Annotated in this window: 4 protein-coding genes; 3 read left to right on the forward strand and 1 reads right to left on the reverse strand. The window is 64.0% G+C overall.

What is annotated here, in order from left to right; genetic code table 11:
* Positions 1 to 449: 449 nt before the first annotated feature.
* On the forward strand, positions 450 to 1340 hold the full coding sequence (locus ACIBJI_RS15590; RefSeq protein ID WP_364343725.1) for a prephenate dehydrogenase/arogenate dehydrogenase family protein: 891 nt from the start codon (positions 450 to 452) through the stop codon (positions 1338 to 1340).
* On the opposite strand, the gene ACIBJI_RS15595 is transcribed toward ACIBJI_RS15590, so the two are convergent.
* Positions 1267 to 3888, reverse strand: a complete 2622-nt coding sequence (locus ACIBJI_RS15595) for an AAA family ATPase (protein ID WP_396955376.1) — start codon at positions 3886 to 3888, stop codon at positions 1267 to 1269. The two genes, ACIBJI_RS15590 and ACIBJI_RS15595, sit on opposite strands and share 74 nt — an antisense overlap.
* 1130 nt (positions 3889 to 5018) lie before the next feature.
* Between ACIBJI_RS15595 and ACIBJI_RS15600 the strand changes: the two genes are divergently transcribed.
* Positions 5019 to 6704 carry a hypothetical protein gene (locus ACIBJI_RS15600; protein ID WP_397084596.1) on the forward strand — a complete coding sequence of 562 codons (1686 nt, stop codon included), beginning with the start codon at positions 5019 to 5021 and terminating at the stop codon, positions 6702 to 6704.
* Between the two features lie 40 nt (positions 6705 to 6744).
* Entirely contained in the window at positions 6745 to 8199 is a 1455-nt protein-coding gene (locus tag ACIBJI_RS15605; RefSeq protein ID WP_397084598.1) for a hypothetical protein, read from the forward strand.
* Positions 8200 to 8237 lie beyond the last annotated feature (38 nt).

The raw sequence follows: 8237 nt of genomic DNA on the forward strand, positions 1-8237 counted from the left end.
GCGATTTCGAGTGGATGACGATTCGGCCGCCGGCCCTGGCGACGGGCTCGAAAGGCGCGGTGGATACGCACACCACGCGGCCCGAACACCAGGAGCCCGGCGAGCAGCACACAGCACACCATGCTCTTCACACCTCTCCATTCCGGTCTGTCGAACTCCAGAATGGGACCATAAGTAGGTCTACGGCATCGGTGATCGCTGTACGAACTTGCGCCACCTGTTTCGTCGCGACGAAATGGGATTGTGTAGGTAGCGACTGTTGATAGGTAATTGCCGAGAATTATCTATCTATGTGTATTCCCTATTGAACCGGTCGGTGCGTGCCGAGTAGCTTGTTGCCCATCGAGATCAGCTCGTCCCTAGCAGGCACTTTGTACTGTGCTGAGCCGAGTCCAACGAGGTTGGGTAATGAAAATTTGTGATGTCCTCAATTCGGCAATCTGTCGGTTGTGGTGAAAGCGCCGCCGGGCCGGTTGGTGCGCGAGGTTGCGATAATCGGCACCGGAATGATCGGAACATCTATCGCACTCGCCCTGCGTAAGCAGGGAATTCTGACGTATTTGTGCGATCGGGATCCGTATACGGTCGCCATGGCGGCGGCGCGGCGAGCGGGAGTCGTCGGTCTGCCCGCGGCGCCGGTCGATATCGCGGTGTTGGCCGTGCCGTCGAGTGATATCGCGACAGTGCTCGCCGAATGTCAGGTCAAATCGATGGCACATTTCTATACCGATGTCGGCAGCGTCAAAGTGGCTCCTACGGTTGATGCCGAGCTGATCGGCTGCGATGTGAAGAACTATGTCGGTGGTCATCCATTGGCCGGTCGTACGCGTTCGGGTCCGCTCGCCGCGTCAGCTGATGTGTTTCGAGATCGACCGTGGGCCCTCACGCCGGGTGCGGATACGGATCCGGCCGCGATCGACGCCGTTGTCGAGTTGGTCGGTCTGACCGGTGCACACCCGGTCATGATGACGCCGTCCGAGCATGATCGGGCCGTGGCCAGGATCTCGCATGTGCCGCATCTGGTCGCGTCGGCATTGGCGGCGAGCATTCGAGGCGCCGACGACGCGGTGTTGCGGTTGTGCGGCAGCGGGATTCGGGATGTCATGCGATTCGCCGCGGATGAGGCGCCGCTGTCGACGGATATCTTGCGAGCCGATGCGATCGAGGTATCGAAAGTGCTGGCCGAAATCGCCACCGAATTGAACACTGTGGCCGGTTCGATGCGGGAGTTGAGCGCGCGGCCGAGTCGTGGACACACTGATTCGGCTACCGATGTCTTCGCTGCTGGGGGCGGCGGGCGGCTGCCTGCGCGACCTTCTCCCGGGTATCGCTGGGAATGAGGGTGATGATATCGGCTCGCGAGTTGATCATCAGTTTGCTGAAGATCGAGGCGATCTGTGCGTCAACCGTCTTGAACGAGATGCCACGACTTGCCGCGATCGCCGTGTTGGTCCAGCCTGCTGCGGCGAATACCGCCACTTCGCGTTCGGCGGCCGATAACTCGCTCCATTTGGATGGTCGGTGCCGACGGATCGGGTGGTCGAGTGCCAGCTTGTTCAACGACAGAGTGCCGAGCGCCAGTCGAGCCACTTCGTCGAATTCGGTTCGAAGTATCGCTCCTTCGTGTGTGGCGGCTGCGAAGGCCTTGTGTCCGAGCACATCTCGGGCTACCGCAATCGCCTTATCGGTTTCGGTGGCGAACGGTCCGAGGTTGGCGATGTTCACGCCGAGTTGCTGCCGTACCGTGCCGGCACCGCCGACGAGATTTGCGATCTCCGTCGCCAAGCAGAGCACTGAATCGGGCTGTGCGCCATGGTCGACGCGTGCGTCGGCGACCAATCGTGCCAGTGTCCACGTCCGGATATGGACCGCCCAGATCGCTCCCCACTGGTCCCGCATAGACAGTTGACTCCTCAGCGCGGTACGCCCGACGGCCAACGCCTCATGTGGATCACCGTGCTTGGTCAGTGCTATCGCCCAGGCCAATTCGGCCCAGGACTGTGCCCATCCGGCACCCGACCGCGTGGCACGGTCGAGGTAGCGCTGTGCGATCTCCAATGCCTGTGCCGCGGTGCCGAGCAGTCCGGCCGCCAGGGCCTGGAACAATTCGCTCATGGCGGCACCGCCCTCATCGCCATCCGCGCGTAACCGCTCGCGCGCACGTGCCAGGACCACAATCGAGCGCGGATCATCCGCGAAGAGCAGTTCGGTACCCAAGGCGAAGTCGACAGGAGCCGGCAGACCGAGATCGGCCATCGGATCGTCTCGCCAATTCGATCTCGCTGCCGCATCCGTGACGCAGGCGGCGACGCATTCATCGAGCATCTGGGCGGCCTCGTCGTGCACGCCCTGACACGAGGTCAACCATGCGGTCAGCGCCATCGAGGCGGTCTGCAGTTCAATGGGCTGGGGATCGAGACCGCGGGTCGCTTCCAGGGTGCGCATCGCCCACCGGCGGGACTCGCGCAGGGAACCCAGGAAGAACGGAAGACGCAGGGCGATCAACCCGGTCGCGATCTCCAATCCGATCGCGGACTCTCCGGGTGTGATGAGGCTGCTGTCCATCGCGGTGAGCAGGTTGTCCCACGCCGCACGAGCCCAGTCCAGCAACTCTTGCTCGGCCGGGCCGAACCAATCGGCCCCAGCGCGGACGGCCTTGTCCCGGTAGTACCGTCGGTGCCTGCCGGCCAACCGTTGCCACTCCGCCCCCGCCGATCGCTCGTTCAGCCGCTGCTGCGCGAAGACTCGCAAGCTTTCCAACAGTGAATACCGGACCGAATTAGGTGTCAGGTGCACCGTGACGAGCGATTGGTCCACGAGACGTTCGAGCAAACCCTCGATCTCGTCGCGAGCGATGCCAGCGCCGTCGTCGTCGGCGCATACCGCCTCGATCGCTTCGAGTTCGGCCCCCACATCGCGCCTCGACGTGCCGTGATCGTCGTCCGTATTGCTGTCGTAACCGGCGGCGAAGACCGACATGCGCTCGAAAAGCAGGCGCTCGTCGTCCTGGCAGAGGTCGTAGGACCAGGCGATGACATCGTGGATGCGCCAATGTCTTTCGTCTGCGCCGACCCGTGGGCCATGCGACCAGCGCAGCCGTCGGTCGTCGTCCTCCCCGCTGAGATCACGCAGGATCATCGGCAACGGTTGCCGCGTCAGCCGGGCGGCGGCCAGCCTGATGTAGAGGGGATGGTTGTGTACATGCCAGCAGATCGAACCGGCGACCGCGGCGTCGTCATCACCCGCGATAGGGTGACCGGTCAACTCCGCTCGGGCGCGGAACAAAGCGAGCGCCTGTTCGCGTGACAGTGCCGGGACCGGCACCAATTGCTCGTCGACCCAGCCGATGGCCTCGCGGCTGGTGGCCAGTACGGTCAGTCCGGGCACCGCATCCAGCAACGCCGCAATCGCCTGTCCGGCACCGTCGAGTACGTGCTCGCAGTTGTCCATCACCAGAATGGCCTGCGGATTGCGGCTGGTGCCCTCGGTCTTGGTCAACTTATCGATCAAGGCATCCCAGGTCGACCGGTTCGAGAAGTCCATGTCGATGATCGAGTGAGCGAGCTCGTCCTCGACCGCCGTCGCATCCGAGCCCGCGGGGAGTCGGGCCAGCCGGACCCAGTGAATCGGCACCCGCCGCGCCTTGTGATAGCGGTGGACGGCTTCAGTCGCGAGCCGGGTCTTACCGATGCCGCCCGTGCCGATCAAGGTAATCAGTCGCGTCGAAGACAGAAATAAGGTTGCGATTTTTTCCAGCTCTCGTTCTCGTCCGACGAAATCACTGGCCGCTGTTGGAAGAGAACCGCTACCGAAGGGGCGTTGCGCTGACACATCGAGCAGAGTAGCCGGTCGGTCCGACACACTGCCAACGAAATCTCGTGAATCCACCGCTCTGCGGATGTGTGAAATCTACCTATCAGTTGATGATTGTGACACCGCAGGGTGAGTCGACGTTGCGGGATTCGGCATGCGCCTAGCAAATATTGCGGGTGGGCGGATATACACGAGAGTTGACGGCGTTCGAAAAATGCGTGCTGACCATAGTCTTCGCTATGTTCGCATCGGCGGTCCATCGTGACCATGTGGGCCGACCCCACGGCCGGATCGTCGGCTAATCAGAGATTGGGCTGGACTAACTGAAAGATTCTTCCGCTGTCGAACTGTCCGAGTAATTTTATGTCATCGATCCGGTCGATATTCTGCACCCGGCGAAAGATCTTATCTGGGGCTGCTCGATATGGAGTTCAGCGACTATATGGCCATCGTGACCACGTCATCCGGTTGATCGGCTATGCTTTTGGTATCCGTTTACTCGATTTATTCATGGCCTCATTGCGGATCCTGGTCGAGACATGGACCGGTACGCTCGTGCCGCCCATCGTGTGGCAACAATCGACGCGTCTTCGTAGCCTGGTTCGTCGTGCGAGTCTCTTCGCCAATGCTCTGTGCAAATGCTGACCATGCTGGCGGTGGCAGTTCAACGGTAATAGCGATCCGAAGTGCCAGCACTGCTGAATCGGCTCATTACGCCGCACCTCGGCCAGCAATCGTGATTCACCCCGGCGGGTACTGATGTCGGACCACTACCTAACTGCGGAGACTCATGTGGAGATATTTCGTTCGTGCGCATCGTCGAACTTTATGAGCGGAGCGGCAGAAAGGTTGGATGGCATGGCGGATCGACCGCTGACTTCTATCGCGGCGCCTATCGGTATCGCCCATATCGCGGCTGTCCCAGGGGGTACTGATGCGCTGCACAGGCGAGTTCATGAGTTGCGGTCCATGGGTCTGGTTTTCGCGGCGAAGGCCATCGAGAAGGAGATGGCGGATTTGGGGATAGCGCAGTCTGTGCCCCGGTGACTCGGAAATTAAGTATCAGCAAGATGGGCTCCGGCCCGGCAATCCGCCCCGAAGCGTCCGGGCGTGGGCTTGGCGCACCCGTTACCGATGATTCGAAGCTACCTATCCGGTCATGCTTATCGCGATCTGTCTGCCCGAACGCGACCTGGAGTGTGGCTGTGAGTCGATCGCTATGGATCGATCCGCGACTGCTGCGTACCCGGGGGGCCGCGTTCGAGGAGATCGGCGATGAGGTCCTGCAGGTAGTGCAGCGGTTGGACGCAGTGCTGTCCGCGGAGGGCCGGTGGTGGGGCGATGACGATGCCGGTGCGGAGTTCGGGAAGTCCTATGGGCCGGATGCACAGCAGGCTGTTGTCGCCCTTCGCGATATGGCCAAGGTGTTGCGCGGTTTCGGCAGACAGGTGACGGAGGCGGCTGACACTGTCGAGTCCGCGGATCAGGCCGGTGGCAGTTCAGTGGGAGACACCGCTGCGGCCGCCGACAATGTGGTGCGTCCTGCCGAGGAGGCTGGGGTGCCCGAGTCCGATCATGCGTCGGCCGCCGGATCGCCTCCGCTGCGCTCTCCGGATTCGCATTCTTCGTCCGCAACGCGAACTGTCAGGGCGCAAAACGAGCCGGAGCTCCGGATGGACACGCGTGGTGAAGTGCGTATGCCAGCGTCAGGCGCCGATCCGTCCGTTGGCACGGCGGCGCGCCCGCGGGCGGATCTACCTGATGTCTCCGACGGTGCTGACAGCCACGTTGCCGACAGTGCTGTTGGCCGTGCCGAGGGGCTGCAGAGGCAGCGGTGGTCGGAACCTGCTCGTGCTTCCGCGCCGGGTGTCGGTAATCCCGATCGACCTGTTCACCCGGACGTGCCGACGGCCGTACAGCCTGGGCGTGAGCCGTTGGGACGCGGTGTTGTCCCGACGGGCCGGACCGGCGCGCGCGCACCCGTGGTGAGTGCACGCGGGGATCGGAAGCCTTCGGCCACGCCTTGGTCCGGGGCCGAAAACCCGGCAGGCCGGCCGTCTCCACTCGCCGGGCCCGCCCGCGAGGGAAAGCCCACACCGGAGAAGAAGCCCGCGAGCGCCCGACCGCGGAGTCGAGGTGAGGGGTCCTCGGTTGCGGCAGGTCCGACGACTCGACCGCGGACCGGGAACGCGATCATGCAACTGGCACAGCAGTTGTCCGAGCGGCACGGTGTCGAGGTGTCGGGCTTCGAGGCCTCTGACCTCGATGCGGCCGTGGTGGGAGAGTTTCTCGCGGCGATCGATGACGTGCTGACGAGGCATCGACTGATCGATATCCGCGGCATTGCGATCGGGACTGTCGCCGAGGGGTGCGTCGTGTGCGTGGGCCGGGCGCGGACTACCGATGCGGATGCGTCGGCGTACTCGTGGTCGGTAACCCTCGATGGTGGACTGGCGGCCGATCCGGAACGGCTCGACGAGATCCTGCGGAACCAGCGTCGGCCGGGTGCCGCCGTCGCGCAGGCGGATACGCGAACCGTGTATGCGGCCACGGTTCGGGAATTCGGTCGCGCCTTCGACCTCGCCGGTGCGGGGCAGGCACGGAATCGGGCGCAGCGGATCTTGATCGGCGAGTATTTGCGCGGCGACAGCGGCTACCACAATGCCGGACTCGCTCGGGTGGTGGCCGGATACAAGCGTTGGCGTGACCAGTTGAGCGGTGCGAGCTTCGACAACGGGCAGTTCGACGCCGGTGCGGCGCTGGCCGACGCCTTCACCGACGTGATGCTCAACGGGGACAAAGCCACCGAACCAGCGAAGACGCTGTGTGGTCTGCTCACCGACACCGCGGCACAGGTGTCGGTGGCGCGCGGTGGCGTGCAGGAGCGGTGATCGGCTGCAGCAGTGGGGAATTCGAATTGAGGTTGGTCGTATGAAGCAGTCTGACGCCGACGGCGCGCACACCGACCGGGAGTCGCTGTCCACTGTGCAGACCGTCGACGACGAGATGACGTGTTCGGCGAAAGAGGTCGCGGCGGAGGTCGCGGAGTCGGGCCCGCCCGGGTGGCGGTCGATGACGGCGGTCTTCGCACTGACGGTTGCCGAGGAGACGGTCGAGATCGTTTTCACCGTGGATGACCGGTCCGTGCAGGTGGATCCGCCGGAGGCGCTGCTCGCCTCGGTGCGGCGGCTGCGGGAGCTGTCGGCGCGGCTCGAGTATGGGCCGTGGTGGCGGCTGCTGGTCTGGTCGTCCGATGGTGGCGAACCCGAATTCGGTTACGACTACGGTGACGAGCCGTTTCCGGACGGTCAGATGTTCGCGCCGGAGGTGTATCGAGCCGATCTTGCGGAGTATCCGCGGGATCGGCTTCCGGTGTGGCTGGCGGCCTATGTCGGTCACGGCGACCGGCAGACGCGCAGCCCGCGGTCGGCGGTTGCCGCGGTGCGCGCCGATCGGGCCGCCGGGGTACGGCCGGTGCCGATGGAGAATCAACTGCCCAATCTCCCGGCGCTGTGGGCGAGATGGGCGGTTTTGTCGGCGGCGTTCGTCGCGGTCGGATCGCGGTTGGGGCCGCGCATACTGCCGTCGCTGGGCTGGTTCGAGAGTTCCCGGCGGGCTGGTTCGACTCTCTATGTGCTGCCCGGGGGGCGTGCGGTGCTGTCGGGCGGGGTCTGGGATCCGCCGGAGCTGGATGCGGTGTACAACGGGGACGCGCCGATGCCGAGTTTCTATGCTGGAGCGCCGGATTGGGTGGCGGACTCGGTGCTGAATCCGCGGGCCGCGGCTGGACTGCTGTCGTTCTGCTACTGGTGGGAGCAAGGGCAGTGGTTTCGGGGGGAATCTCCATCGCCCGAGCAGTGCGGTTCGGCGGTTCCGGGAGTATGGACCGCAGGCACCGTGGTCGACATCGTGACGCGCCTGGTGCCCGATGCGCCCGAGCCACGGGTGCGTGCCGCGGCCGATGTGCTGGTGCCGGTCGCGCAGGCGGGGCTCGTTACTCGGACGACGGTGACAGATGTTTTCGGCGATGCGGACGGTTTCGACATCGACGCTGCGCTGTATCAGTTTTCGATCGCGGGCGTCACGGCCAGAGAAGGGCAGCGCGAGATGTCGGCCCAGGATGCTATCGACCGTATCCGTACCTACATCCTGGATCAGGGACTTGATACCACCGGCTATCCGCTCGCTGAGTTGACCGCGGAGCGCGTCGAGGTCGGCTGGATGGTGTACGTGCCGGTGCCGCGTGGTGAGATCGCGATCGGCCGGGCGATCTTCTATATCGCCGACGACGGGGTGGTGGAACATTCGACGTCCTCGATCGCACCTTCGGTGTATGTGACCGGTTTCGAACAGCGCTACCGGCGCCGTCTGGGGTCACTCGCCTGACCTCGACCAACGAGATGGTTCCTGGACAGATAAGCGGA

Origin of the sequence: Nocardia sp. NPDC050408 (assembly GCF_044458905.1) — a bacterium.
GTDB lineage: Bacteria > Actinomycetota > Actinomycetes > Mycobacteriales > Mycobacteriaceae > Nocardia.

Bases quoted from the DNA above. Each gene is read 5' to 3' on its own strand.
- ACIBJI_RS15605 (WP_397084598.1), top strand. From the start codon at position 6,745: ATGAAGCAGTCTGACGCCGACGGCGCGCACACCGACCGGGAGTCGCTG.